At 72.4% G+C, this 22,967-nt stretch carries 20 protein-coding genes and 1 pseudogene; 7 read left to right on the top strand and 14 right to left on the bottom strand.

Annotated features, from left to right (window positions below; all coding sequences use genetic code 11):
• Nucleotides 1-7: 7 nt before the first annotated feature.
• Nucleotides 8-1,150: an N-methyl-L-tryptophan oxidase gene (solA, locus tag DTL70_RS27480; RefSeq protein WP_114024712.1), complete on the bottom strand. Its 1,143-nt coding sequence runs from the start codon at nucleotides 1,148-1,150 to the stop codon at nucleotides 8-10.
• A 64-nt stretch (nucleotides 1,151-1,214) separates the two neighbouring features.
• On the opposite strand from solA, the gene DTL70_RS27475 reads away from it, so the two are divergent.
• Entirely contained in the window at nucleotides 1,215-2,108 is an 894-nt protein-coding gene (locus DTL70_RS27475) for a MurR/RpiR family transcriptional regulator (protein ID WP_114024711.1), read from the top strand.
• A gap of 113 nt (nucleotides 2,109-2,221) precedes the next feature.
• Here the strand turns inward: DTL70_RS27475 and DTL70_RS33735 are convergent, their stop codons facing one another.
• Together DTL70_RS33735 and DTL70_RS27470 are read right to left on the bottom strand one after the other, a co-directional pair.
• Nucleotides 2,222-2,365: an MFS transporter small subunit gene (locus tag DTL70_RS33735; protein ID WP_181861111.1), complete on the bottom strand. Its 144-nt coding sequence runs from the start codon at nucleotides 2,363-2,365 to the stop codon at nucleotides 2,222-2,224.
• Nucleotides 2,340-3,764, bottom strand: a complete 1,425-nt coding sequence (locus DTL70_RS27470; RefSeq protein ID WP_114024710.1) for an L-lactate MFS transporter — start codon at nucleotides 3,762-3,764, stop codon at nucleotides 2,340-2,342. Before DTL70_RS27470 ends, DTL70_RS33735 begins: the two co-directional genes overlap by 26 nt.
• 266 nt (nucleotides 3,765-4,030) lie before the next feature.
• Between DTL70_RS27470 and DTL70_RS27465 the strand changes: the two genes are divergently transcribed.
• On the top strand, nucleotides 4,031-4,933 hold the full coding sequence (locus tag DTL70_RS27465; RefSeq protein WP_114024709.1) for a hypothetical protein: 903 nt from the start codon (nucleotides 4,031-4,033) through the stop codon (nucleotides 4,931-4,933).
• Nucleotides 4,934-5,036: 103 nt separating this feature from the next.
• On the opposite strand, the gene DTL70_RS27460 is transcribed toward DTL70_RS27465, so the two are convergent.
• Nucleotides 5,037-7,151, bottom strand: coding sequence for a restriction endonuclease (locus tag DTL70_RS27460; protein ID WP_181861110.1), 2,115 nt, complete (start codon nucleotides 7,149-7,151; stop codon nucleotides 5,037-5,039).
• Nucleotides 7,152-7,361: 210 nt separating this feature from the next.
• Here DTL70_RS27460 and DTL70_RS27455 point away from each other — a divergent pair, with 210 nt between their 5' ends.
• The gene (locus DTL70_RS27455; RefSeq protein ID WP_281278732.1) at nucleotides 7,362-7,493 is read left to right on the top strand and encodes an acyl-CoA dehydrogenase family protein; all 132 of its coding nucleotides are present in this window, start codon (nucleotides 7,362-7,364) and stop codon (nucleotides 7,491-7,493) included.
• Nucleotides 7,494-7,516: 23 nt separating this feature from the next.
• Nucleotides 7,517-7,648 carry a hypothetical protein gene (locus DTL70_RS34840; RefSeq protein ID WP_281278731.1) on the top strand — a complete coding sequence of 44 codons (132 nt, stop codon included), beginning with the start codon at nucleotides 7,517-7,519 and terminating at the stop codon, nucleotides 7,646-7,648.
• Nucleotides 7,649-7,723: 75 nt separating this feature from the next.
• Here DTL70_RS34840 and DTL70_RS27445 read toward each other — a convergent pair whose 3' ends face one another.
• Both DTL70_RS27445 and DTL70_RS27440 read right to left on the bottom strand, forming a co-directional pair.
• Nucleotides 7,724-10,117 (bottom strand): MFS transporter, encoded by a 2,394-nt coding sequence (locus DTL70_RS27445; RefSeq protein WP_114024706.1) that lies wholly within the window; start codon nucleotides 10,115-10,117, stop codon nucleotides 7,724-7,726.
• Between the two features lie 186 nt (nucleotides 10,118-10,303).
• Nucleotides 10,304-10,936 (bottom strand): TetR/AcrR family transcriptional regulator, encoded by a 633-nt coding sequence (locus DTL70_RS27440; protein ID WP_114024705.1) that lies wholly within the window; start codon nucleotides 10,934-10,936, stop codon nucleotides 10,304-10,306.
• 272 nt (nucleotides 10,937-11,208) lie between these two features.
• Between DTL70_RS27440 and DTL70_RS27435 the strand changes: the two are divergent.
• Nucleotides 11,209-11,460 (top strand): annotated as a pseudogene (locus DTL70_RS27435) (cytochrome P450); the annotation flags it as partial.
• Between the two features lie 90 nt (nucleotides 11,461-11,550).
• Here DTL70_RS27435 and DTL70_RS27430 read toward each other — a convergent pair.
• Nucleotides 11,551-12,960, bottom strand: coding sequence for a peptidase C39 family protein (locus tag DTL70_RS27430; RefSeq protein WP_114024703.1), 1,410 nt, complete (start codon nucleotides 12,958-12,960; stop codon nucleotides 11,551-11,553).
• 472 nt (nucleotides 12,961-13,432) lie between these two features.
• On the opposite strand from DTL70_RS27430, the gene DTL70_RS27425 reads away from it, so the two are divergent.
• Nucleotides 13,433-14,074 carry a uridine kinase family protein gene (locus DTL70_RS27425; protein WP_114024702.1) on the top strand — a complete coding sequence of 214 codons (642 nt, stop codon included), beginning with the start codon at nucleotides 13,433-13,435 and terminating at the stop codon, nucleotides 14,072-14,074.
• A gap of 376 nt (nucleotides 14,075-14,450) precedes the next feature.
• Entirely contained in the window at nucleotides 14,451-16,547 is a 2,097-nt protein-coding gene (locus DTL70_RS27420) for an AAA family ATPase (RefSeq protein WP_114024701.1), read from the top strand.
• Here DTL70_RS27420 and DTL70_RS27415 read toward each other — a convergent pair.
• From DTL70_RS27415 to DTL70_RS27385, 7 genes are all read right to left on the bottom strand, one after another.
• Nucleotides 16,471-17,622 (bottom strand): hemolysin family protein, encoded by a 1,152-nt coding sequence (locus DTL70_RS27415; RefSeq protein ID WP_114024700.1) that lies wholly within the window; start codon nucleotides 17,620-17,622, stop codon nucleotides 16,471-16,473. The two genes, DTL70_RS27420 and DTL70_RS27415, sit on opposite strands and share 77 nt — an antisense overlap.
• Nucleotides 17,619-19,043: a hemolysin family protein gene (locus DTL70_RS27410; RefSeq protein ID WP_114024699.1), complete on the bottom strand. Its 1,425-nt coding sequence runs from the start codon at nucleotides 19,041-19,043 to the stop codon at nucleotides 17,619-17,621. Before DTL70_RS27410 ends, DTL70_RS27415 begins: the two co-directional genes overlap by 4 nt.
• A 178-nt stretch (nucleotides 19,044-19,221) precedes the next feature.
• Nucleotides 19,222-19,701 (bottom strand): PH domain-containing protein, encoded by a 480-nt coding sequence (locus tag DTL70_RS27405; RefSeq protein WP_114024698.1) that lies wholly within the window; start codon nucleotides 19,699-19,701, stop codon nucleotides 19,222-19,224.
• A gap of 40 nt (nucleotides 19,702-19,741) precedes the next feature.
• Nucleotides 19,742-20,593 carry an ATP phosphoribosyltransferase gene (gene hisG, locus DTL70_RS27400; protein WP_114015622.1) on the bottom strand — a complete coding sequence of 284 codons (852 nt, stop codon included), beginning with the start codon at nucleotides 20,591-20,593 and terminating at the stop codon, nucleotides 19,742-19,744.
• Nucleotides 20,594-20,645: 52 nt separating this feature from the next.
• Nucleotides 20,646-20,918 (bottom strand): phosphoribosyl-ATP diphosphatase, encoded by a 273-nt coding sequence (locus DTL70_RS27395; protein ID WP_114024697.1) that lies wholly within the window; start codon nucleotides 20,916-20,918, stop codon nucleotides 20,646-20,648.
• Between the two features lie 34 nt (nucleotides 20,919-20,952).
• On the bottom strand, nucleotides 20,953-21,438 hold the full coding sequence (ribH, locus tag DTL70_RS27390; RefSeq protein WP_114024696.1) for a 6,7-dimethyl-8-ribityllumazine synthase: 486 nt from the start codon (nucleotides 21,436-21,438) through the stop codon (nucleotides 20,953-20,955).
• 59 nt (nucleotides 21,439-21,497) lie between these two features.
• A complete protein-coding gene (locus DTL70_RS27385) occupies nucleotides 21,498-22,928 on the bottom strand; it encodes a bifunctional 3,4-dihydroxy-2-butanone-4-phosphate synthase/GTP cyclohydrolase II (protein ID WP_114024695.1) in 1,431 nt (476 codons plus the stop codon).
• Nucleotides 22,929-22,967 lie beyond the last annotated feature (39 nt).

Raw genomic sequence — 22,967 nt, 5'->3', positions numbered from 1 at the left:
GTGAGGATCAGGACAGCCGCGACAGCGACAGGTGAGCGATGGGGATGTCGGTACGGCCGGTCAGCAGCAGGTCGGCCGCCGACCTGGCGAAGACCGGCGCCAGTTTGAAGCCGTGACCGGAGAACCCGCCCATCACCAGGACGTCGGGCCGGTCCGGATCGCGGCCGATGATGCCGTGGTTGTCGGCGGTGTAGCCGTCCATGTAGGTGCGCCTGGCGGTGGGCCGGTCCGGCAGGCCCCGCAGGCACCGCGCCACGGCGGCCGACACCCGCGAGGCGTAGTCCGGTTCGACCACGGGGTCGAGCCGGTCGGGGTCGGCCACGGGCGACTTGGGCACGTGCAGGTTGACCTTCACTCCGCCGCCGACGTCGGGGAAGAAGGAGAAGCTGTTGTCCGCTCCGCTGCGCCGGATGCCGACGGGGAAGCGCTCCGGGGCCCATTTCCCGCCCGCGTCGAACCAGCACAGCACGGCCCGGCGGATCTCGACCTCACCGGCGAGCCTCGGCACGCTGCGGGCGATCCAGGGTCCTGTACACAGGACGACCTGGTCGAACTTGGCGACCTCGACGTCGCCTTGGGCCCGGTAGTGGACGGCCACGCCCGTACCGGTCTGGACGACGTCGAGGACGGTGGTGCGGGTGTGGATCGCGGCCCCCGCCTGCTCGGCGAGCCGGGCGGTCGCGACCACCGCGCGGTGCGGGTCGAGCAGCCCGCCCTCCCGGTCGAGCAGTACGACGTCGTCCTCGAAGAGCCGGTGCTGCCCGAAGCGCCGCTCCGCCTCGGGGCGGTCGAGCTGTTCGACGTCGAGGCCCCACTCCTCGGCCACGCCGAGCACGGTGCGCACATCGGGGTCCTGCGCGGAGCCGATGGTCAGCGCTCCGCACGGGGTGAGCAGCGGGGTGCCCGCCTGGGCGCCGAGCCGTTCCCACGCCTGCCGTGCCTCGCGCAGCAGCGGGACGTAACCTCCGCCCTCCTTGTAGGCGATGCGGAAGATGCGCGTCTCACCGCCCGCCGCGCCTCGCGCGTGTCCGATGTCGAACTGCTCGAAACCGGTCACCGGCACGCCGCGGGAGGCGAGTTGGTGGAGGACCTGGCTCCCCATGGTGCCCACGCCGATGACGGCGACGCGCGGCTGCGGGGGTGGTTTCATCGCTGTCTCCGCGGGGTCGGGAGCGTTGACCCGAGGAACGTAGCATTCACTTCATGGATGGACAATGGACGACGTGAATACTTCATCTGACACGCTGGCCCAGCGCGTGCGCCGGGCGGAGCCCCTGGCGAGCGGCGAACGGGCGGTGGCCGAGTACCTGCAACGGCACCCCGAGGAGGCGGCCGTCTCCTCGGCGGCCAAGCTCGGCAAGGCCACGGCGACCAGCGACGCCACGGTGATCCGTACCGCACGCAAGCTCGGCTTCACGGGCCTCGGCGACCTCAAGCGCAGCCTCGTCCACCACCTGGCACGGCGCCGCGACCCCGCCCAGGTCCTCGACGACCGGGTGCAGCGGCTGCCCCCGGCGCACGCCGCGCTGCACCCCGTGATCGACGCGGGACGCGGGCTGCTCGGCGAGGTGCCGGCGCTCATCGACACCACCGCGTGGTCGCGCACCGTGGAGGTGCTGAACGAGGCCACGCACGTGTGGGCCTACGGCATCGGCCCCGGCGCCGCCCTCGCCGACCAGTTCGCGCTGAGCCTCCGCCGCACGGGCAAGGCATCCGACTCCTGGACGGCGACCGGATTCCGGCTCGCCGACGACCTGTTGCGGCTGCGGCCCGCACACGCCGTGGTCGTCATCGCGCCGCTGCGCGTCTTCCGCGAGATCGGCATCGTCCTCGACCACGCGCACCGCGTCGGCGCGCACAGCGTCCTGCTGACCGAGGCCACCGACGAGGGCAGGGAGACCAGGGCCGAAACGGTGCTGCCGCTGCCCGACTCGACCGAGGGAGCCGCCAACGAACTCCTCGCGCCACTGACCATCCTGCACGCGCTCGTGCTCGAACTTGTCCAGGCACAGCACGCGTCAGCCGTCGACCACTACCAGCAGCTCAACGCCCTGCGCACGGAGATCGCCGGTACCGAACTCGACCTCAGCCGCCTGCCGGAGCCGTGAGACGCGAAGCCGTGCTCACGACGGGACGCGCCTGCCGCACTGCCGCCTCCCCCGGCGAGCGCTGAGCCGTGGCCGGTCGGTCGGTGGACAACCGGCCGGTCGGTGACAGCTGGTCAGTCGGTGAACAACTGGGTGGCCTTCAGGACGAGCTCGTAGAGGCCGTACGCGAACGGCAGGCCCACCCACAGCCAGACGAGGACGGCGAGCCAGGTGCGGCGGGGCGCCGCCGGGTCAGGCGAGGCGCTGCTGGGAGCCATCGGGGACCTCCGTTCCGTTCTCGGATCCTGCGGGCGCGTCCGCCGTGCCGCCCTCCGCGGCCGGCTCGTGGAAGCGCGGATGCACCGGCCTGATGCACTCGCCTGCGACGAAGCCCACGACGAGGAGACCCATCATGATGAAGAGGGAGAGGCTGTAGAGCCCGGGCCCGCTGCGCCCGGCCGCCTCCTGGCTGTCGGCGACCCGGTTGACGATGAGCGGGCCGAGCACGCCCGCGGTGGACCAGGCGGTGAGGAGACGGCCGTGGATGGCGCCGACCTGGTAGGTGCCGAAGAGGTCCTTCAGATAGGCGGGCGCGGTGGAGAACCCGCCGCCGTAGAAGGAGAGGATCCCCAGCGCGGAGAGGACGAAGACCGGCTTCGAGGAGCCCCCCGTGGTGGCGATGAGCAGGTAGAGCAGGGCACCGACCCCGAGGTAGACGCGGTACATGTTCTTCCGCCCGATGGCGTCGGAGGTGGCCGACCACACCAGGCGCCCGCCCATGTTGGTGAGCGAGAGCAGCGCGACGAACCCGGCGGCCGCGGAGACGGAGACCGGGGTACTGGTGTCGGCGAAGAAGTCCCCGATCATCGGGGCGGCCTTCTCCAGGATGCCGATGCCCGCCGTCACGTTCATGCACAGGACGACCCACAGACACCAGAACTGCGGCGTGCGCAGGGCGTTGCGGGCCGACACCTGTGCGGTGGAGACCATCGCGCGCTCTTCGGTCGGCGGCGTCCAGCCCGCCGGACGCCAGCCGTCCGCGGGGACCCGCACGAGGAGGACGCCGAGCGCCATGAAGACCGCGTAGGCGAGGCCGTGCACCAGGAACGCGGTCGCGATCCCACCGCTGTCCGCCCCGAAACTCTCCAGCATCCGCGACGACCAGGGCGAGGCGATGAGCGCGCCTCCGCCGAAGCCCATGATGGCGATACCGGTCGCCAGTCCCGCACGGTCGGGGAACCACTTGATCAGCGTCGAGACGGGCGAGATGTAGCCGATGCCGAGGCCGATGCCGCCGACGAAGCCGTAGCCGAGGACGATCAGCCAGAACTGCTCCGTCGCCGCGCCGAGCGCGGAGAGGAGGAACCCGCTGGCGAAGCAGAGCAGCGACACGGCCATCGCCCAGCGCGGGCCCTTGCGTTCGACGAGGGTGCCGCCGAACGCGGCGGAGAGACCGAGCATCACGATGGCGAGCTGGAAGGGGAGCGCGCTCTCCGTCCCGGAGAGACCGAGTGCCTTCTCCAGCGGTGGCTTGAAGACGCTCCAGGCGTACGCCTGGCCGATGGACAGGTGGACGGAGAGCGCGGCGGGCGGGACGAGCCAGCGGCTCCAGCCGGCCGGTGCGACCGTACGGGAGCGGCTGAGCAGTCCCCCGTTCGGAACCTGTGGGGACCTCATGGGTCGGCACTCTAAGTAGTTGAGACCTGAATGACCAGGGGCTCGGCCCGCATCCGGGGAGGAAGAGATCCGTTCGGAACCTCGGATTCCGAACAGAACGGACGTGGCACCGTCGCCAAGCGCGCTGCCGGCCACTCACCTCCCCCACCGGCTTGTTCGCCGCCGCGCAGGGGTGGCTGAACAATCCGTGCGGGGATGGACTCGCTCCGGGAAGTCGGCAGTCGGCCCCGCACGGAAGGGGCCGCGGCGCGGAGAGAGGTCGTGGGATGTTCAAGACGGGGAGCGTCGGCGTGGTGGCCGCCGGACTGGTGCTGGTACTCAGCGGCTGCGGAGGGGCGGACGAGAAGGCCGGCGGAGCGAAGGGCGAGTCCACGGCGTCGGCGAAGCCGGCATCGGCCCGTCCGCCGTCCAAGAAGCTGGTGAAGTGGGTCGGAGCCATGTGCGCGTCGACGACCGCGCTCAAGAACATCCGCAAGGACAGCACGAAGGACGTGGCAGAGATCCAGAACGCGGGCGAGGGAATGGAGACAGCCGACTTCCTCGCCTTCAGCTACATCTCGGGGGCCTCGTCCAAGGTGCGCGAAGTCGAGGGCGATCTGGCCGAGCTCGCCCCGTCCGGCCCTCCCGCGGCCGACCGGCTGCAAGCCGCCTGGCTGAAGAAGCTGGGGGACGTCGGGACCAAGCTCGACGAGGTGTTCCCGACCGCGGCCCTCGATGACCCCAAGAGCGGCGCCGAGGACGTCGACAAGCTCATCCAGTCCCTCACCTCACCCGAGCCGGGCCTGACCGCGTTGACGAAGAAGGACCGCGAGGTCGCGGCCGCACACGAGCGTGCCGAACAGTGCGCACCGGGCTGGAAGCCCGACGAGACCACACAGTCCCCCGCTCCCGCGTCGTCGGGGCCGCTTCCCAAGGCGGCGGACGGCAAGAAGACCGGGGCCTGCGCGGACGGCACGTGCGAGGTGCTGGTGACCGGCACGAAGGACATCGCAGCGAACGGGCTGAACCTGCACGTCACCGTGGCGAAGGACTCCGTCACCTTCCGGACCGGGGGCAGTGTGATGCAGTTGGGCGGCTCGGGGGGGGGTGTGGCCGAGTTCGGCGACGACCTGACCATCACCGTCGTCGCACAGAACGAGGACGGCGCCGTGCTGAAGTTCAGGCCCTGAGCCGCCTGGCACATCCGGCACGGCGACTCCGCCGGCACCACGGCGGGAAACCCGTCGGCACCACCGCGGAAGGGGAGGCGGCACGACGGCGGAAGGGGAGGCGTCAGGCCACCTCGATGCCGTAGTCCTGGACCAGTTCCTCCAAGCCGCCCCCGTACCCCTTGCCGCCGACGACGAATTCCCAGTCGCCGCTCGCGCGGCGGCGGAAGGAGCCGAGCACCAGCGCGGTTTCGGCTGCACGGCCGTCGGAGACCTCCAGCCGGTCGAGTTCGGTGCCCTCGGCGTCCAGCAGGCGGATGCCCGCCTTGGTGAAGCCGGACAGATCGGCCCCCGGATTGGCCACCGGATCGACCGCGGCGACGATCACGAGCCGATCCGCCCGGCGGGGCAGCGCGTCGAAGGTCACCTGAAGCGCGGCCTTGTCCGGAGGGACGGCCGGAAGCGCGCGCACCACGCCGTCCGGCGTCTGGTGGTTGTTGAAGAAGACGAAGTGGTCCTCGTCGAGGACCCGGTTGCCGTGGCAGACGAGCGCGCACACGTCCAGGGCGACACCGCCAGACCAGTACATGCCCAGCATGTTGTGCTCTGTGAGGGCGGCGCCGTCACCGGGCTCTTCCCGCGGCTCCGCGGTGTCCGGGAGCGCGTCACCGGCGCCGGGCACCGCCGCCGTACGTCCGCTGCCGCCGAGGCGGCCGCGCAGGCCGTGCCGGTGCAGCAGGTCGACCAGGTCGGTACCGGACACCAGTTCCAGGGGCTTGCCGTTGGCGAAGGTGTGCGAGCCGGGCCCGAACCGGGAGGTGGTGACGAGTACGCCCTTGTTGGCTCCGGCGTCCTGCACGGTGCCGTACAGATCGCGTACGGCGGTCGGCGGCACGGTGTTGCGGTAGCGCTTGACCTGCACGACGATCGTGCCGCCGCGGATCGGCGCTGGATCGAGCGCGTCGACGTCCACACCGCCGTCGTTCGACCGCTGCGTCGTCACGGCCTGCATGCCCATGGCACGGAACAGGTCCGCGACCAGTGACTCGAAGGCGAGGGGGTCCATCGTGTACAGGTCGGGCTCCTCACCGCCTCCGTGTGTGACGACGCCGTTGCCGACGTCCTCGGGAACCCGGCCCGGACGTATCGCACCGAGCTGGTCGGGACGCGTGGACAGCTGCCCCCGCAACTCGTCCACCAGGCAGTCGAGGGCGCTCACCTGCTCCAGATGCAGCCGGCCGAAGGACGAGCGCGACGCCATGACCGTGGCCAGGAAGATCTGGGCCCGCCTGCCCGTCGCCGGCTCGTGGTCGTCCACGAAGCCGTTCAACGCGACGGACTCCAGTACGCCGGACTCGTCCGCCGCGAAGAGGTCGTGCAGCGCCAGCAGGACGCACTGGGCGAGCACGTCCCGGTACAGTGCGCGGCGCTGGGTCACCGGCCGGGCCGTCTCCTTGTCCCGGTCGGCGGTCGGCATGTACCGCACCGACTTGGCCTCGGGAACGACGTCGAACCTGGGCAGCTCCCAGTTGAGCACCAACTGCCGCGCACCGGCGTCGTACGCGGCCGTCACCTGCCGCGGCAGGTCCTCCGGCCAGCCCGTGGACGCGTACAGCGCGGCCGAGAAGTACTCCACCACGGTGTCGGCGTCACCGCGGCGCAGCGCCTCCGTCATCTCGGCGATGCCCGCGTTGTGCCGACGGATCTCCGCAAGCTGCGCCTGGGCCCACTGCTCGTACTGCTGCCGGTACTCCGCCAGCTGCCGCTGACGCCGACTCTCCGCGGCCTGCGCGGCGTGCCAGTCCCGCTCGAACCGGGCGCGCGCCTCCACCTGCGCCTGGGCTCGCCGGCCGGCCGTCCAACCGCCCTGCGCCTGGTACTGGTGGGGCTCGGGCATGCGGAGGGGCTCGGCCAGCCTGCCGGGGGCGAAGGCCTCGACGGACTCGGCACGGGTGAGGACACCCGCGCGGAACGCGGGAGCGCGGCACCCCGCCGCCAACATGCCCTGCAAGGCGGCGACCCGCGCGTCCAGCTCCTCGGTCCGCCGCCTGGCGTCCGCGTCCCGCTGCTGCCGGTACGCCGCTCGCTGCTCCCGATAACTGCGCGCCAGCTCCCGCTGGTAGGACCGCTCTCGCCGCTCCTGCTCCCGTTGGAACCTGGCTTGCGCCTCCGCCCGACGTTGCTGCTGACGCTGCGCCTCAGCCCAGATCCCGACCAACCCGTTGGAGCGACGGCTCATGCCCGACAGGCCCTCCCCCGCCGGCACCGGCGCACCCCCGCGCACCGGCTCCGGCCCTATAACCAGCAGTGACGAAGAGACTTTAATCGGAAATCACCAGATAGCCCATCCCAATCGGTGATCTCTCCCAACCGACGCCCCGGCCCGGCGGGGACGCTCCGAATGCGGCGCTTGCCAAGTCCGGGATCGGATACACGGGGCAGCGACTACATGCGGGAGGTGCCGGTGGAGCGGATCTACCGCGACGTGCGCGTGCTGCGGCTGTACGAGGGCACCAGCGGGGCCCAGAGACTGTTCATCGGGCGGAACCTCATGCGGCGGGAGAAGCCCTCCCGTAGCTGAGGATCAGTGCCACCGCGGTACGGATGAACTGGTACCGCCAGGTCGCGGGTTCGATCTTCGACGCCTCGCTCGCCCTGGAGTTCTACGGCTTCGCCTGGCCCGAGGTGCGCGAGGGCCTCGCCTCGCACCGCGAGCGCCGCACGCCCCGCTTCTGAGCCGCGGGACGACGACAGGGGGCGGACACCCGTGCGTTGGGGTCCGCCCCCTGTCGTCGTGCGTGCGACGTGTCGTCAGTCGGTGTGTTCCAGCTCCAGGTCGAAGCCGTCCCTGCTGCCGCCGGTGACCGTCAGATGCGTGACGGTCGGCGGGTAGCCGCTGGCGACCAACGTGTACTGCGCCTCCATCAGGTCGGTGAAGGCGTACACGCCGTCGCTGCCGGTCGTGCGGAGCGCGATCGCGTTGCCCGCCGTGTCCAGCAGGGTGACCCGGGCGTCCGCCAGCGGGGCGCCGTCCGGGCCGCGCACGATGCCGCGCAGCAGCGCAGCCGACCGCAGGTGAGCGTCCTGCTGGGTGAAGGCGCCGGCGCCGACCTCCACGGCGCTGGTGAAGGGCTGGAATCCGGTCGCGCTGGCCGTCAACGTGTAGCTGCCCGGAACCAGTTCGGTGAGCCGGTAGGCGCCGTCGTCGGCGGACGTGACCGCCTGGGCGACCTCCCCGTGGGCGTCGGTGACCACCACCAGTGCTTGCGCGACGGGTTCAGCACCGGCGAGGACCTTGCCGGTCAGGCCGCTGCCGCCGGCCAGCACCACATCGTGGTCGAGGGGCACCGTCTGCACGGTGAGGGTGATCACCCGGGGCTGCCGGCCCGTGGCGGAGCCGACCAGGATGTAGCTGCCGGCGTCCGGCGCCTGCACTCCGTACCGGCCGTCGTGCCCGGCGGTGGCCAGGGCAAGCTGGCGGCCCGACGGGTCGATGAGGGTGACCGCAGCACCGGGCACCGGAGAGCCGGCCTCGTCCACTACCCGGCCCCGGATCCCCGGCCCGGACATCCCGGCCGGGTCGGCCCCGGGCGGGGCCGTCGCGGCGGAGGCGTCCGGAGCCGGCGTGGCCGGAGCCGGGGACGACGGCGCGGCCACCGGGGCCGTCCGGTCTTCCGGCGGGGCTGCCTGCGCCGGCTGTTCCTGCGGCGCCGCGTGCGGACGGCCGCGACGGTAGAGGCACAGCGTGACCAGGAGACCCGCGGCGAAGAACCCGGTCGCCCACCAGTACGCCGTGGCGTAACTGTGCAGGCTCGCGTTGACGACGTTGAGCTTCGTCGGCGCGCGGCCCTTCATGTAGTCGGTGACCGCGCTGGAGGCAGCGGTGCTGAACAGCGCGGTGCCGATCGAACCGCCCACCTGCTGCATGGTGTTGATGGCCGCCGAGGCCACGCCCTGGTCGTTGGGTGCGACGCCGAGGGTGGCGAGGCTCATCGCCGGCGGCATCACCAGGCCCAGGCCCGCGCCGAGCAGCAGCAGGGACGGCAGGACGTGCGGCGCGTAGGAGCTGCCCAGGTCCAGCTCCGTGAGCAGGACCAGGCCCCCGGCGGAGAGCGCCATACCGAGCGGCACTATCGGCTTGGGGCCGATCTTGGGGATGAGCACGGTCGTGGAGACCTGCGCCACCACCATCAGCAGACCGATCATCGGCAGGAAGGAGAGGCCGGTCTTGACGGGCGTGAAGCCCTGGACCTGCTGCAGGTAGTAGGTGAGGAAGAGGAAGACGCCGAACATGCCGGCGCCGGAGATGAACACCGAGGCGAAGGACGCGCTCCGGTTCCGGTCCGCGAACACCCGCAGCGGCAGCAGCGGGTTCTTCGCGCGCGTCTGCCACAGGCCGAACAGCACGATCACCACGGCGCCGCCGGCGAGGAAGACCCAGCACATCCAGTTGCCCCACGAGTGCGTCTCGGCGTTGGAGAAGCCGAAGACGACGCAGAACAGCCCTGCGGAGATCAGCAGCGTCCCCAGCAGGTCCAGCCTGGGCCGCTGCGCGGCGGCGGGGCGGCGGACGAACAGCAGCGTGCCGACGAGGGCGATCGCGGCGATGACGAGGTTGACGTACAGGGTCCAGCGCCAGTTCAGGTGCTCGGTGAGCACGCCGCCCAGCAGCATTCCCAGCGCACCGCCGGAGCCGGCGATGGCACCGAAGACGCCGAAGGCCTTGGCCCGTTCCTTCGGGTCGATGAAGGTCGTGGTCAGCAGGGAGAGCGCCGACGGCGCCAGCACGGCGCCGAAGACGCCTTGCAGGGCCCGCCCGATGACCAGCACGGAGAAGTCGCCGGCGGCCCCGGCCAGCGCCGAGGAGCCGGCGAAGCCGACGAGACCGACGAGCAGGGTGGTCTTGCGCCCGAGCAGGTCGGCCAGCCGCCCGCCGAGCAGCAGCAGGCTGCCGAAGGCCAGGGAGTACGCGGTGACGACCCACTGCCTGCCGTCGTTGCTGAAGCCCAGGTCCTGCTGGGCCGAGGGCAGCGCGATGTTCACGATGGTGGCGTCGAGCACCACCATGAGCTGGGCCAGGCCGATCACGACCAGGACCCACCAGCGGTTCGGCACGTGGTGGGGGGCCGGCTCCGCCGGTGTCGCGGGCGTCGGCTCGTGCGGTGGAGCGCCGTCGGCGCGGGGGTCGAGAGAAGTCGTTGGCATGCGTGGTCCCGCTCGTTCTCGGGTCGGTCCAGTCGGCGGTCTCGGGCCGCTGGGCCAGGCGTTCGGTTGGTCCGCGTCGGATCGGGGTCGGCGCCGGTGCGCTGCTGTGCCGGTACGGTCCCGCGGCGTGCGCGCCACCCCGCCCCGTCGCGGGGGTGCTGCGTGCCGGAGGGCTGCCGTGTGGCCTTACGGGGTGGGGGTCCGCGTCAGTGCCGGGAGGATGACGGCGTCCAGATAGCGCACCAGGTAGGTGGCGTCCGCTTCGCGTTGTTCCAGCATCGGCCGGGAGAAGACGGCTCCGCTGATCATGTGCGAAAGGAAAGCGGCTGCGGGATTGCCGGGGTCCGTCTCCCCTCGTGCGACGGCGCGTTCCAGGATCGCGTTCAGCACGTCGATCTCCGGCTGGACGAGCGCCGCGTGCACCGCCTCCGCGAGGTCCGCGTCCTTGCGGATGGCGAGGACGACGCCGCGCATCAGGTCGAGGTCCTTGGTGGCTCCGCCCATTCTTCGCGCCAGTTCGTACAGGTCGCCGCGCAGAGAGCCGGTGTCCAGATGGTCGAGGCGGAAGGGGCGCATGTGCCGCAGGGCCGCCGCCACCAGGCAGGGCTTGTCCCGCCACTGCCTGTACAGGGTGGCCTTGCTGCACCGTGACGCGAGGGCCACGGCTTCCATGGTCATGGTCTCGTAGCCGACATCCCGGACCAGGTCCAGAACGGCGGTGAACAACTCGTTCTCGCGCTCGGGCGTGAGCCTGGTGCGGCGCGTACCGGAGCGAGACGCGGCAGACGGAGTCGGAGGCACGGAGAGGAGGGAGGTCATTTCTTTTCTTGCTGTGCGGCGATGTCCGACAAGGGGAATGAAACGGATCCGTCCCCCTTGAGGAGGTTAGGGCACCCTCAAGCGAAACGCAAACGTTTCGTTCGCGGACGAGTCGGCCCCGTGGCTGCCCGCACGGCAGCCACGGGGCCGGGGCGCCGCCGCGGTCAGGCGTCGTCCGCCAGCGGGTCGGCGTCGTGCGACAGCCACCGTGAGACGGGGTGGACCGTGCGCCAGTGGCGGGCGGTCCGGGGCGCTGACGTGACGCTCGCGACGCCCCTGTGCAGGTGGCCGTCGGAGCCGCCAACCGGGCCCCCGACCGGTTCCCCTCCCCCGATCAACTCGACCCCGGGCGGAACGCCGGCGGAGACCTGGCCTTCGGCCACGGGATTCACCGCTGCGTCGGCGCCCCGCCAGCTCGCCCAGAGGCCGAACTCGCCTTGCGCGCGATCCTGACTCGGTTTCCACACATCCGGCTCGCCGTGCCGCCGGAACGACCGGCACGGTCGACCGCTACGGGCACCTGACGCGGGGGGGGCGTGAGCGCTGCCGTCAGGTGGTGCCCGCGGTGCGCGCGGACACCACCTGACGTCGGTCCCAGGCCGTCCCGTGCGGTCTCAGGCCAGCCCGTGCTTGCGCAGCACCCGGCGCTGAGCGGGCGTCGGGTCGAGGGGCCAGTAGACGTAGCAGACACCGCCCGTGCCGCTCTTGACCTTGCCGTCGGCGTCCTTGCGCTTGGTGCGCAGCCAGATGTTCTCCCACTGCCGCCGCTTGTAGACGTGGCGGACCGAGGAGTTGTCCGGGGAGTTGGGGTCGTTGGCGATGACGTCGCCGTCCCCGGTGAAGCCGATGACGGTCATCAGGTGTCCCGACGTGCCGTATCCCGCGCCGTCGAGCTCGGACTCGATGAAGGACTGCGAGGTGATCAGCGGAATGCCCGCGGCGACGAACTCCTCGGCGTCGTTCAGGGAGCTCATGCGGGTGACGACGGCGTTCATGTCCCGGTAGGAGGCCGCGTAGGCGCTGTTGAACGGCCAGTTGCCGCAGCCTTCGTACTGGTAGTCGAAGGTGTAGCGGGCGGCGTGGCAGATCTGCGGGTCGGCGTAGTCGGGGTTCACCCAGGCCAGGTCGTCCGCGGTGGGTTTGCGACCCCAGTACTCGATGATCATCTGGGAGGAGGTGGGGCTGCACCAGGCCTCTCCCCCGTTGTCGTACTCGGGGTACTGCCCCTTGTGGATCTCCTGGGAGTAGCGCGGCACCTTCAGCTCGACCGCCCGGCCCAGCCCCGGCTCGGAGGCGGGGACCTCGAACCGCTCCGGCACGTCAGAGCACATCGCGCCGGCCCGCCACACGGTCGGTGAGGTGTCGGAACCCGGGGCGCGGTAGAGCGTCAGGCGCAGCCGGTAGGAGGCGAGGCGCAGCCCGCTGCCGAGGTCGTCGATGGAGAGGGTGTCGGTGTAGACGGTGCTCTTGCCGTCGCTCTGACCGTCGACGGAGGTGCGGCGCGGTACGTCCTCCCCGTCGCCCGAGGTCCACACGCCCATCGTGTACCAGGGCGTGTCCGTCCCGTCGGAGTAGGTGCCGCGCACCTCGGTCCTGATCCAGGTGCCCGCGGGGGTGTGGGCGTTCCAGGAGGCGATGAGTTCACCGGCGGGCACGGCGCACGTGTGGCGGGGCGAGGTCCAGGTGGCGTACTCCCAGGTGGCCGTCTTGTTGGTGTGCGGGTCGGTGTAGTCGGTGCGTCCCGCGGGGGTCGCCAGGACGATGCCGGGGCGGTGTCCTGACCGCACCTCGACGCCCTTGGCCTGCCCCGCGGTCCAGTCCCGCCGCGAGGACCAGGTGTGCAGCTCCACGTGACCTGCCTTCCCCGGCCTGCCCGGCCTGTGCTTGTCCTGCCCGCCGTGCGTCGTGGTGGCGCCACCCGACCGGCTGTCGGCTGCCAGAGCTGCGGGGGCCGCGACGGCCGAGGCCGCCACGGCGACGGCGGCGGCCAGAACAGTGCGGCGGTTTGCGGTTCTGCTGGTCATGCGGGGTGCCCCCAGTCGGTGGGTCGGTCAGTCGGTGGGTCAGTCGATGGTCCGGCGCGGTGTTCTCACAGGTGCGCGGGCGTCCGCGGACAGCCCACTATTACGGCTCGGAAGGGCCCGTGCCAGAGCTTCGCCCTTTCGGCACGCCGTCGCCATTGGCCCGGCCAGTGGCGAGGTGGGTGCCGCCGGAGACGGGCGACCGCCGTGGACGAAGGCAGGCGGCGGACCGGACGGCCGTACGGGCCCAGTAGTGAGCCGCACAGACCGGACGGCCGCGCACGGACCGGCCAGCCGCGCACCGACCGGACAGCCGCACGGAGAGGTCCGGACCGGAGGGCGGCCCCGCCCGAGAGGTCGCCCCGGAGGGTGGCCCGGAGAGTCCGGTGCCGGCCGGTGCCGGCCGGTACCGGTGCCGCACATCGGAGCGAGGCGCCGTCGAGGCGCCACGCGAGACGCCGCGTACGCTGGAGAAATGCCCGCTCCCCGCACCCTCGAAGCGCTCGCCCGCCACCTTTCCGCGCTGCCCGCCTCCTGCGGCCCCGTGCGGCTGGTGGGTGTGGACGGGCACGCGGGTTCGGGCAAGACGACGTGCGCGCGGCAACTGGCGGCGCTGCTGGAGGGCGCTCCGGTCCTGCACCTGGACGACGTGGCTGGCCACGAGGCGCTCTTCGACTGGACGGAGCGGCTCACCTCGCAGGTGCTGCGTCCGCTGGAGCGAGGCCGCAGCGCACGCTACGGCGTCTACGACTGGGTGGCCAGGGCCCGCACCACGCAGGCGGTGCTCCCGCCCGCTCCTGTCGTCTTGGTCGAGGGCGTGGGCGCCGGGCGGGCGGCGCTGCGGCCCTCGCTGGCCTGCCTGCTGTGGATGGACATGCCGTCCGAGGAGGCCTGGCGGCGCGGCCAGGAGCGGGACGGCCCCGCCCAGCGGGGGTTCTGGGACCGTTGGATCCCCGCGGAGCGGGCGCACTTCGCCGCCGACCCGTCCCGCCCGTTCGCGGACTTCCTGGTGCGGGAGCGTCGCGAGAGACAGGGGTGGTACGAGGTGTGCGGGCGCACCGGAGAGGCTCCGGTCTCTCCGGTGAATATGACCCTCCGTATAGCTCAGGGCGGTTGACGCCGATCCGCGGCACTGAGTGCAACCGCGCGGCTTGACCCGTGAGCCTCGAACCGATTACTTTTCCAACAGGCGGTCTACGCAGGCCGTCTGCGGACGCGAAGCCCCCGGTTGTTCCCCCGTGACCGGGGGCTTCGTTCTGCTCGAAAACGCTCAAGCGGAAGCAGTACAGTGCATTTGCCTCACGCTTCGTAGTGGCTTTGCGGAAACCTTCGTTCCGGCAGGCCCCCGGGCGCCGGACCGAACCACCGCGTTCCCCTGGCCACCGCACCCACTCGGCCCGTACACCACCCTTCGACGGTGCCCCGCGCGCGGGTACGATGCGAAACAGCGCGGGAACCCCGGGTGATAACCGGCAGATGACGGGGGACGTTTCGTGGGGGACGTGAGGAACTTCGGCACGCAGGACCCCCAGGGCCTGCACGCCCCGGCCGAACTCGCGTGGCTTCGCGGGGTGGACGCCTACACCGTCGGCGGCTACGCCCAGGCCGAGGAGGAGTTCCGCACCGCGGTGCGGCTCGATCCCGGGATGGCCGACGCCTGGCTCGGACTGCACGCGCTGCGGGCCGACACCGCCACGGCCCTGCTGCGGATGTACCACCACCGCGACCGCTTCGGCGAGCAGCGCCACCGCCACGGCCGCACCCTCAACTCCTGGTACTGGCTGGGCTGGTGGGTGCAGCCGGTGCTGGAGTACGAACGCGACCTGCTGCTGGCCCACGCCTCGCACTGGCTCGACGGCCGGCACGTCGCGGAGCTCGACCGCGCGCTGGCCGGCTGCCCGCCCGTCGACACCGACCCGCAGGTGCGTTTCCTGCACGCGTGCCGCGCCTACCTGGCCAAGGACTGGGAGGGGCTGGTCGCCCACACCGAGCCGCTGGTGGACGACGCGCTGCTGGGCATCGAGGCGGGCCTGTTCGCCGGGATGGCGCGGGTCAGGCTGGAGATGTACGGGCAGGCCGAGCCGCTGCTGGCCGCAGCCCTCATGCGCTGCCGCAGCGAACAGCCGCAGCGCAAGGAGTTGCGCTACTGGCTGGCGCGCGCCCGCGAGGGCACAGGACGCAGCGCGGCGGCGCTGCCCCTGTACCGGGCCGTGCACCGCATCGATCCCGCGTTCATGGACACCGCGGCACGCCTGACGACCATCGCCGAGAGCGACGGGGCGGGCGGCACCGCGGAGGATCTGGCCGCGGCCGTCCTCTCGGGCGGCGCGCTCGGCCCGGGCGGGACGGTCGACGCGGCGCTGGAGCTCTACGACAACGGCTGCGAGCCCCCGGGGGAGGCGGCCCGCACCGCCGAGGCCGCCGACGGCGCCGCGCTGGAACCCACCGGCTGCGGCGGCGCGTTCGGCGACGCCGCGCCGGGCTCCGTCCCCGCGGGACAGCCGCCCGCGGGTGCCGCTCCCGGGGAGGCGGACGCGGCCGAGCCCGCCGACCCCGTGGTGGACCCGCGCGCCGACGAGCTGCGGCTGGAGGACTCCGGGGATCCGGCCGAGCCCATCCGGGTGGACACCGGCGTCCTGCGGGAGCGCACGGTGTGGGGGGCGGGCGGGGACGGCAGGCTGCCGGCCGGTCCCTCGGACCCGGTGCTGCTGGCTCAGGCGCTGGACGAGCTGGAGCGCATGGTCGGCCTGGAGCCCGTCAAGCGCCAGGTGCGGGCGCTGTCGGCGCAGTTGCACATGGCGCGGCTGCGGGCCTCGCAGGGCCTGCCGGTGCAGCCGCCGAAGCGGCACTTCGTCTTCTCGGGCCCCTCGGGCACGGGCAAGACCACGGTGGCCCGCATACTGGGCCGCGCCTTCTACGCGCTGGGCCTGCTGGGCGGCGACCACCTGGTGGAGGCCCAACGCGCGGACCTGGTGGGCGAGTACCTGGGTCAGACCGCCGTCAAGGCGAACGAGCTGATCGACTCCGCGCTCGGCGGCGTGCTGTTCGTCGACGAGGCCTACGCGCTGTCCAACTCCGGCTACAGCAAGGGCGACGCCTACGGCGACGAGGCGCTTCAGGTGCTGCTCAAACGCGCCGAGGACAATCGCGACCAGCTCGTGGTCATCCTGGCGGGCTACCCGGAGGGGATGGACCGGCTGCTGGCGGCCAACCCCGGTCTCTCGTCCCGCTTCACCACCCGCGTCGACTTCCCCAGCTACCGCCCGCTGGAGCTGACGGCGATCGGCGAGGTGCTGGCCGCCGAAGGCGGCGACGTGTGGGACGAGGAGGCGCTGGAGGAACTGCGGAGCATCAGCGGCCACGTCGTCGACCAGGGCTGGATCGACGAGTTGGGCAACGGCCGCTTCCTGCGCACCCTGTACGAGAAGAGCTGCGCCTACCGCGATCTGCGGCTGTCCGGGTACGCGGGCACCCCCACCCGGGACGACCTGGCGACGCTGCGCCTTCCCGACCTCATGCAGGCGTACGGGGAGGTGTTGTCGGGGCGGGGGCCTGACGGGGCTCCTCCCGGCCCGCAGCCGCCGGTCTGAGCCCGGGCGCCGGGCCTTGCACGTGCCGCGCCGAGGGCAGCGCGGTCTCCGTGTGCGCCGGGTCGTGGACCTCGCCGACGAGCATTTCCAGGACGTCCTCCAGCGCCGCCACGCCCAGCACCCGCCCCGAGGCGTCGGCGACGGCGGCCAGGTGCGAGGCGCCGGCCCGCATGGCGGTGAGCGCGTCGTCCAGCGGCGTGTGCCCGCGCAGCGTCGCCATGGGCCGCCACAGCCGCCGCGGCACGGGGCTCTCGCTCTCCTCCAGATCGAGCACGTCCTTCACGTGCAGGTAGCCGAGGAAGGATCCGTCGTCGGCGCGGACGGGGAAGCGGGAGTAGCCGGTGCGCACGGTCAGCTCCTCCACCGCGCGCGGGGTGACGTCCGTTGTGACGGTGACCAGGTCGGTGCGGCCCAGCAGGACGTCGGTCAGCGGCCTGGAGCCCAGCTGGAGCGCGTCGGCGAGCCGGTCCTGCTCCTCCGCCTCCAGCAGCCCCGCCTGCCGCGAGTCGGCCACCAGCCGGCCGAGCTGTTCGCTGGTGAAGACCGCCTCGACCTCGTCCTTGGGCTCGACCCGGAAGAGCCGCAGGACGACGGTGGCGCACGCGCCCAGGGCCAGCGTCACCGGGCGGGTCACCCGGGCGAAGGCGACCAGCGCCGGGCTCAGCCACAGCGCGGCCCGCTCGGGGTCGGCCATGGCGAGGTTCTTGGGCACCATCTCGCCGACCACCAGGTGGAAGAAGACCACGAGGGCGAGCGCGCACACGTATCCGGCGGGGTGCACCAGCGGCTCGGGCAGCCGCAGCGTGTGGAAGGCGGGCTCCAGCAGGTGTGCCACGGTGGGTTCGGCCACGGCGCCCAGGGTGAGCGAGCACACCGTGATGCCGAACTGCGCGGCGGCCATCATGCGCGGCAGCGTCTCAAGACCGCGCAGCACCCGCCGGGCGCGCACGGAGCCCTCGGCGGCGAGGGGTTCGATCTGGCTTCGGCGCACGGAGACGAGGGCGAACTCGGCGCCGACGAAGAAGCCGTTGCCGAGCACGAGCAGTGCGGCGAACACGAGTTGCAGGAAACTCATCGGGCGGCCGCCTCACTGGTCTGCGCCCTGCGGGCCGCATCGCCGCGCTGGTGTGCCGGGGCGGTCACGCGGACGCGTTCGGCACGGTGGTGGGCGACGTGCTGCACCAGCAACTGCCACTCCCCTGCCGCGCCCCGCGTGCCGTCACCGGGAGAGCGGGACCCGGTCGCCGGTCCCCGCAGGCATGCCGTGTCCCCGTGTGCGGGGATGCGGCCGAGCAGGTCGGCGACGAGCCCCGCCACCGTCTCGTACGGGCCTTCGGGCACCTCCAGGCCGATGCGGCGCAGCTCCCCCACCCGGCACCCGCCGTCGACCTCCCAGGCAGGGCGGCCGTCCGCGCCGGGGGGCGCCGGGGCGAGTTCGGGCAGTTCGTCGTAGAGCTGACCGTCGTGTTCGTCGCGCACCTCGCCGACGATCTCCTCGACGATGTCCTCCAGCGTGACGACGCCCGCGGTGCCGCCGTACTCGTCGACGGCGACGGCGATGGGCTGCTCGCTGCGCAGCCGCGCGAGCAGGGGCCGCACCGGCAGTGTGCGGGGCACCAGCAGCGCGGGGACCGCGATGCGGGCCGCGGGGGTGTGCAGGCGCAGGTGGGCGGGGACGGCGAGCGCGTCCTTGAGGTGGACCATGCCGGTGACCTCGTCCAACGTGTCCTGGTAGACGGGGAAGCGGGAGAGCCCGGTGGCGCGGGTGAGGTTGAGGACGTCCTGGGCCGTCGCCAGTGCCTGCAGGGCGCTGACCCGTACGCGCGGCGTCATCACGTGCTGCGCCGTCAGCTCGCCCAGGGCGAGGGTGCGCACGAACAGGTCGGCGGTGTCCTGCTCCAGCGCTCCGGCGCGGGCCGAGTGGTGGGCCAGCGAGACGAGTTCTCCCGGGGTGCGCGCCGAGTCCAGCTCGTCGGCGGGCTGGACGCCGAAGAGCCGCACCATGCGGTTGGCGGCCGCGTTGAGCAGCGCGATCACCGGCCGGAACAGCCGGGAGAAGAGGCCCTGCGGTCCCGCCACGAACCGGGCGACGGCCAACGGCCTGGAGACCGCCCAGTTCTTGGGGACCAGTTCGCCCACCACCATCTGCACGGCGGAGGCGATCAGCATGCCGAGGACGACGGCGACGCCGCCGACCGCGCCCTCGGGCAGGCCGGTGGCGGCCAGCGGCCCGTCCAGCAGCCGGGCGAGCGCCGGCTCGGCGAGCATGCCGGTGACCAGCGAGGTGAGAGTGATGCCGAGTTGGGTGCCGGAGAGCTGGAAGGACAGCTCACGCAGGGCGCGGACGACGGTGCGGGCCTTGCGGTCGCCCTGCGCGGCGGCGCGCTCGGCCTCGGGTTTCTCGACGGTGACGAGCCCGAACTCCGCCGCGACGAAGAAGCCGTTGGCGAGGATGAGGGCGAACGCCACGCCGAGCAGCAGTAGCGGGAGGGTCATGCCGCGCCCCCCGGTGCACGGGACGCGGCGCACGTACTACAGGACGATCCGTCCATCGTGTGAGGTGGTCACTCCTCGGGTCGCTGGTGCGCTCGGAGCGCGGGGCGGCTCATGCCGGTGGGCAACAGGGTAAACACTGGCCCTCACCCCGCGAAGACGCGCGGCACCGCGCCGGGGTTCAGCCGTCGGTTCGGCCGGCCGCGCCCGCCGCCGAGCCCTCCTGCGGGCCGCCCTGGTCGACGAGGGCACGCAGCGCGCGGGCGTGGGCCAGTGCCTGCCGCTTGGCGATGCCCGGCTGGATGCCCATGGCGGGGAGGCTGGTGCCGTCCGCCAGGTCGAGCGACACCCACGGGTCGCCAGGACGCAGCCGCACGGCGATGATCTGCGCCCATTCGAGGCGGCGCCTGGTCGTCAGGTTGACGACCGTGACCCCCTGCGGGTCGGCGGTCACCTGTGGACGGCTCAGCAGCGCCAGTACGGCGAGGAAGAGCGCACCGGTGACGATGAAGCTGGCCCGCTCGCCGCCCCCCATCTGAAGCATCAGCGCGACGACGGTCAGAGCGACGAACACGACGACACCGGCCGTCATGAGCACCACACGGGTACGTGTGGGCCGGAACGTGACGGGAAGCGCGGGAAGTTCGGCGCTGTCGGTCATGGCATGGCTCCGGTGCCGGGTCGTCGGGGGCGGGCGGATATCACAGGCGGCAGGCGTGGATGCCGGTGGTGAGGATCGCGCGGGCGCCCAGGTCGTAGAGGTCGTCCATGATCCGCTGCGCGTCGCTGGTGCGGACCATGGAGCGGACGGCGACCCAGCCCTGGTCGTGCAGCGGCGAGATGGTCGGCGACTCGAGCCCCGGGGTGAGCGCGACGGCCTCCTCCAGGTGCTCGGCGCGGATGTCGTAGTCCATCATCACGTAGGTGCGGGCCACCAGGACGCCCTGGAGGCGGCGCAGGAACTGCTGCACCTTGGGGTTCTCCTGCTCCTCGCCCCCGCTCCTGCGGATCACCACGGCCTCGGACTGCAGGATCGGCTCCCCGACGACCTCCAGGCCCGCGTTGCGCAGCGAGGTGCCCGTCTCCACCACGTCCGCGATCACCTGGGCGACACCCAGCTCGATGGCCGTCTCCACGGCGCCGTCGAGGTGGACGACCGAGGCGTCGATGCCCTTGTCAGCCAGGTGCCGGGCGACGATGCCCTCGTAGGAGGTGGCGACCGTCAGCCCCCGCAGGTCGTCGGGCGAGGTGATCGTGCCGGGCTTGGCCGCGTAGCGGAAGGTCGAGCGGGCGAAGCCGAGCGGAAGCAGCTCCTCGGCCCGCGCGCCCGAGTCCAGCAGCAGGTCGCGCCCCGTGATGCCGATGTCGAGGCGTCCCGAGCTGACGTAGATGGCGATGTCGCGGGGGCGCAGGTAGAAGAACTCGACCTCGTTCTCCGGGTCCACCAGGACGAGTTCCTTGGAGGCCTTGCGCTGCTGGTAGCCGGCCTCATGCAGCATCTCCCCCGCAGGGCCGGAGAGGGAACCCTTGTTGGGGACGGCGATGCGCAGCATGGGGCGGCTTCCTTCGGTGAGTGGTGGGCTGGTGAGCGGGGACGTTCAGTGCTCACAGGTGAGCGTATACGTCCTCGAGGGCGATGCCCTTGGCGGCCATGAGCACCTGGAGGTGGTAGAGGAGCTGCGAGATCTCCTCCGCCGTGCGCGCGTCGCCCTCGTACTCGGCGGCCATCCAGACCTCGGCGGCCTCCTCGACGACCTTCTTGCCGATGGCGTGCACGCCCGAGGTGGCGAGCTCGGCGGTGCGGGAGGTCGCGGGGTCGCCGTGGGCGGCCTTGTGCTGCAGCTCGGTGAAGAGCTGCTCGAATGTCTTGTTCGCCATGGTGTCTGCCACCCTACGCGGTCCCGGCGGCCGCTCAGCGCCAGGGTTCGGCCACCGTCCTGAGGGTCGTGGCCGTCGCGACGGCGGCGGTGACCGCCTCGTGGCCCTTGTCCTCACCGGAGTGCGGCAGCCCGGCACGGTCCAGGGCCTGCTCGTCGTCGTCGCAGGTCAGTACGCCGAAGCCGATGGGGACCCCGGTGCGCACCGCCACGTCGGTGAGGCCCTGGGTGACCCCCTGGCAGACGTAGTCGAAGTGCGGGGTGCCGCCGCGGATGACGACACCGAGCGCGACGATCGCGTCGTAGCCCCGGTCGGCGAGGACCTTGGCGACGACGGGCAGCTCGAAGCTGCCGGGGACGCGCAGCAGGGTGGGCTCGTCGATGCCCAGCTCGCCCAGCGCCCGCAGCGCGCCGTCGACGAGGCCGTCCATCACCTGCTGGTGCCACTGCGCGGCCACCACGGCCACGCGCAGGTCCTGGCAGTTCTTGACGGTCAGTTCGGGTGCGCCCTTGCCGCTCACGGTGCTCCTCGCAGGTGTCTGGTGTGCTGTGGGTGGTCTCGTCCGGTACCGCGCGGCCGCTACTGCGTGCCGCAGGGTGAGGTGCGGTCCGCGTCCAGCCAGGGCAGGTCGTGGCCCATGCGGTCGCGCTTGGTCCGCAGGTAGCGCAGGTTGTGCTCGCCCGCCTGCACGGGCATGGGCTCCCGTCCTGTGACCCGGAGCCCGTGGCGCAGCAGCGCCGCGGTCTTGTCGGGGTTGTTCGTCAGCAACCGGAGCGACCGCACGCCCAGGTCGGTGAGGATCTGCGCGGCCGCTGCGTAGTCGCGCGCGTCCGCGGGGAGGCCGAGTTCGAGGTTGGCGTCGAGGGTGTCGCGGCCGTGCTCCTGCAGCTCGTAGGCGCGCAGCTTGGACAGCAGCCCGATGCCGCGCCCCTCGTGGCCCCGCAGGTAGAGGACGATGCCGCGGCCCTCCTCCTGAACACGTTCGAGTGAGGCCTCCAGCTGGGGTCCGCAGTCGCAGCGCTGGGAGCCGAAGACGTCCCCGGTCAGGCACTCGGAGTGCACCCGCACGAGCACGTCCTCGCCGCCGACGGCGCCGTCGGACGCGTCAGGCCCCGCGATGTCGCCGGTCACCAGCGCGATGTGCTCGACCCCGTCGACGGTGGAGCGGTAGCCGTAGGCGCGGAACTCGCCGTGCCGGGTGGGCAGCCGGGTGGCGGCCTCGCGGCGCACCGTCGGCTCGGCGCTGCGCCGGTAGGCGACCAGGTCCTCGATGGAGATGATCCGCAGCCCGTGCTTGCGCGCGAACGGCACCAGTTCGGGCAGTCGCAGCATGGCGCCGTCCTCGCCCGCGATCTCGACGATGGCCGCGGCGGGCCGCAGGCCCGCGAGCCTGGCCAGGTCGACACCCGCCTCGGTGTGCCCGGTCCGCGCCAGCACACCGCCCGGCCTGGCCCGCAGCGGAAAGGCGTGCCCGGGCCGCACGAAGTCCTCGGCGGTAGCCTCGGCGGCGGCGAGCAGCCGGATCGTGGCGGCGCGGTCGGCCGCGGAGATCCCGGTGGTGACGCCGTGCGCGCCGGTCGCGTCCACGGACACGGTGAAGGCCGTGCCCATCGACTCGGTGTTCTCGGCGACCATCTGCGGCAGGGACAGCCGGTCGAGGTCGGCGGCCTCCATCGGGGTGCAGATCAGCCCCCGGCACTCGCTCATCATGAAGGCGACGAGCTCGGGCGTGATCAGCTCGGCGGCCACCACCAGGTCGCCCTCGTTCTCGCGGCTCTCGTCGTCCACGACCACGACGGGCCGGCCCTCCGCGAGGTCGCGGACCGCCTCCTCGACCGGGTCGAGGACGAGGTCGAGGTGCGCTCCACCACCGGCTTCGCCGGCGGTCGGGCGGGGGTCGGCTTCGCGGGCGGACGGGTCGGGGCCGGCTCGACCGGCTGTCCGGCCGGGCTGCGGCGCCGCGCCCGCGGCAGGGCCCGGCACGTCGTACCGGTTGGGGAGAGAGGTCATCAGCGCGCTCCTTCTTCCTTGCAGGGCGCCGGCTCGCGG

The sequence above is a fragment of the Streptomyces diacarni genome (assembly GCF_003323715.1).
GTDB lineage: Bacteria > Actinomycetota > Actinomycetes > Streptomycetales > Streptomycetaceae > Streptomyces > Streptomyces diacarni.
This window is presented reverse-complemented; position numbering and strand designations above follow the sequence as displayed.

Excerpts from the sequence above, each read along its gene's own strand:
- solA (WP_114024712.1), bottom strand. The coding sequence starts at position 1,150 with ATGAAACCACCCCCGCAGCCGCGCGTCGCCGTCATCGGCGTGGGCACC.
- DTL70_RS27475 (WP_114024711.1), top strand. The coding sequence starts at position 1,215 with ATGGACGACGTGAATACTTCATCTGACACGCTGGCCCAGCGCGTGCGC.
- DTL70_RS33735 (WP_181861111.1), bottom strand. The coding sequence starts at position 2,365 with ATGGCTCCCAGCAGCGCCTCGCCTGACCCGGCGGCGCCCCGCCGCACC.
- DTL70_RS27470 (WP_114024710.1), bottom strand. The coding sequence starts at position 3,764 with ATGAGGTCCCCACAGGTTCCGAACGGGGGACTGCTCAGCCGCTCCCGT.
- DTL70_RS27465 (WP_114024709.1), top strand. The coding sequence starts at position 4,031 with ATGTTCAAGACGGGGAGCGTCGGCGTGGTGGCCGCCGGACTGGTGCTG.
- DTL70_RS27460 (WP_181861110.1), bottom strand. The coding sequence starts at position 7,151 with ATGAGCCGTCGCTCCAACGGGTTGGTCGGGATCTGGGCTGAGGCGCAG.
- DTL70_RS27455 (WP_281278732.1), top strand. The coding sequence starts at position 7,362 with ATGCGGGAGGTGCCGGTGGAGCGGATCTACCGCGACGTGCGCGTGCTG.
- DTL70_RS34840 (WP_281278731.1), top strand. The coding sequence starts at position 7,517 with ATGAACTGGTACCGCCAGGTCGCGGGTTCGATCTTCGACGCCTCGCTC.
- DTL70_RS27445 (WP_114024706.1), bottom strand. The coding sequence starts at position 10,117 with ATGCCAACGACTTCTCTCGACCCCCGCGCCGACGGCGCTCCACCGCAC.
- DTL70_RS27440 (WP_114024705.1), bottom strand. The coding sequence starts at position 10,936 with ATGACCTCCCTCCTCTCCGTGCCTCCGACTCCGTCTGCCGCGTCTCGC.
- DTL70_RS27430 (WP_114024703.1), bottom strand. The coding sequence starts at position 12,960 with ATGACCAGCAGAACCGCAAACCGCCGCACTGTTCTGGCCGCCGCCGTC.
- DTL70_RS27425 (WP_114024702.1), top strand. The coding sequence starts at position 13,433 with ATGCCCGCTCCCCGCACCCTCGAAGCGCTCGCCCGCCACCTTTCCGCG.
- DTL70_RS27415 (WP_114024700.1), bottom strand. The coding sequence starts at position 17,622 with ATGAGTTTCCTGCAACTCGTGTTCGCCGCACTGCTCGTGCTCGGCAAC.
- DTL70_RS27410 (WP_114024699.1), bottom strand. The coding sequence starts at position 19,043 with ATGACCCTCCCGCTACTGCTGCTCGGCGTGGCGTTCGCCCTCATCCTC.
- DTL70_RS27405 (WP_114024698.1), bottom strand. The coding sequence starts at position 19,701 with ATGACCGACAGCGCCGAACTTCCCGCGCTTCCCGTCACGTTCCGGCCC.
- hisG (WP_114015622.1), bottom strand. The coding sequence starts at position 20,593 with ATGCTGCGCATCGCCGTCCCCAACAAGGGTTCCCTCTCCGGCCCTGCG.
- DTL70_RS27395 (WP_114024697.1), bottom strand. The coding sequence starts at position 20,918 with ATGGCGAACAAGACATTCGAGCAGCTCTTCACCGAGCTGCAGCACAAG.
- DTL70_RS27385 (WP_114024695.1), bottom strand. The coding sequence starts at position 22,928 with ATGACCTCTCTCCCCAACCGGTACGACGTGCCGGGCCCTGCCGCGGGC.